Below are 1343 nucleotides of genomic sequence, written 5' to 3'. Positions count from 1 at the left end.
ACATCGCGCTGAAGCGGGAGTTCTACGGCTACGAGATCGGCGGCATCAAGCTGCACGCCGCGATCGATGTCGTCATCCGGCACAACCGGATCCACGACTGCTCGCTGGGCACCTGGCTGGATTGGCAGACGCAGGGCACCCGGGTCACGCGGAACCTGTACTACAACAACAAACGCGACCTCTTCATCGAGGTGAGCCACGGGCCCCACCTGGTCGACCACAATCTGTTCGCATCGCCGGCATCGGTGGAGCTGTTCAGCCAGGGCGGCGCATTCGTCAACAACCTGGTGCGCGGAACGCTGGCGCTCGTGCCGGTCGTCGAACGGCCGACGCCCTATCACCGGCCGCACAGCACCCAGGTCGCCGGATACGCGGCCATCTACGGAGGCGACGACCGCTACATCGGCAACGTCTTCCTCGGTGGTGACCCCGATCAGGCGTACGGGCCGGACGCACGGGTGCGCGACGCGGTCGGATACGGCACCGCCGGATACAACGGGCACCCGGCGTCGCTCGCCGACTACATCGCCCGGGTCGGCGACCCGTCCCGCGGCGACCATGAGCGGTTCGCCGGCGTGCCGCAGCCGGTCTACATCCGCGACAACGTCTACGCCGCCGGGGCCAGTGCCTACGAGGCGGAGCAGGGCGCCGTCGACCTCGGCGATGCGGACGTGGAGTTCGGGGTCGTCGACGAGGGCGACAGCGTCTACGTCGAGTTGCGGCTGCCGGAGGCGTTCGACGCGGCCCGCGTTCCGGTGATCTCCGGAAGGGACCTCGAGCGCGTCCGATTCGTGGACGCGGACTTCGAGGAGCCCGACGGCAGCCCGGCGGTGATGGAGATCGACCTGGCCGGCTCCCGGAAGACCGACGAGCGCGAACACCCCGCCGGTCCGCTCAGCGAGCTCAAGTCGGGCGCGTCCCGCACTCGGGTCTGGTGATGCCCTGACATCGGGGTGCGTAATCGGGTGTCTGCCGGGTATCCGCGCCGCAGTCAACCTCGAGGAGACCCCATGACCAGCGACAGCGGTGAAGACGTGATCGACATCCTGACCAGTGACCACCGTGACGTCACCGCCTTGATCAGTGAGATCTGGTCGGTGCGTGATCCGATGATCCGGCGCGATCTCACCGACACGGCGATCAGCGAGTTGGTACGCCACGCCGTGGCCGAGGAGATGTACGTGTACCCGGCCATGCGCAAACATCTGCCCGACGGCGAGAAGGCCGTCGAGCACGACATCGAGGAGCACAAGGAACTCGAGCAGGCCATGAAGCAGCTGGAGGCCGTCGATGTGTCCAGTGCGGAGTTCGACACCGCCTTGCGCCGGCTGGAGAGCCTCCTG

Annotated in this window: 2 protein-coding genes; both read left to right on the top strand. The window is 67.4% G+C overall.

Annotated features, from left to right (window positions below):
• Positions 1-938: right-handed parallel beta-helix repeat-containing protein (locus AB0M20_RS43870; RefSeq protein ID WP_364307456.1), on the top strand; the 938-nt coding region annotated here is incomplete at its 5' end.
• Between the two features lie 72 nt (positions 939-1010).
• Positions 1011-1343, top strand: a 333-nt coding sequence (locus AB0M20_RS43865; RefSeq protein ID WP_364307455.1) for a hemerythrin domain-containing protein, incomplete at its 3' end; no start/stop codon positions are given.

The sequence above is a fragment of the Actinoplanes sp. NPDC051633 genome (assembly GCF_040681735.1).
In the GTDB taxonomy this organism is placed as follows: domain Bacteria; phylum Actinomycetota; class Actinomycetes; order Mycobacteriales; family Micromonosporaceae; genus Actinoplanes.
Note: the sequence above shows the minus strand (reverse complement) of the source record. Positions and strands in the feature narration are given on the sequence as shown.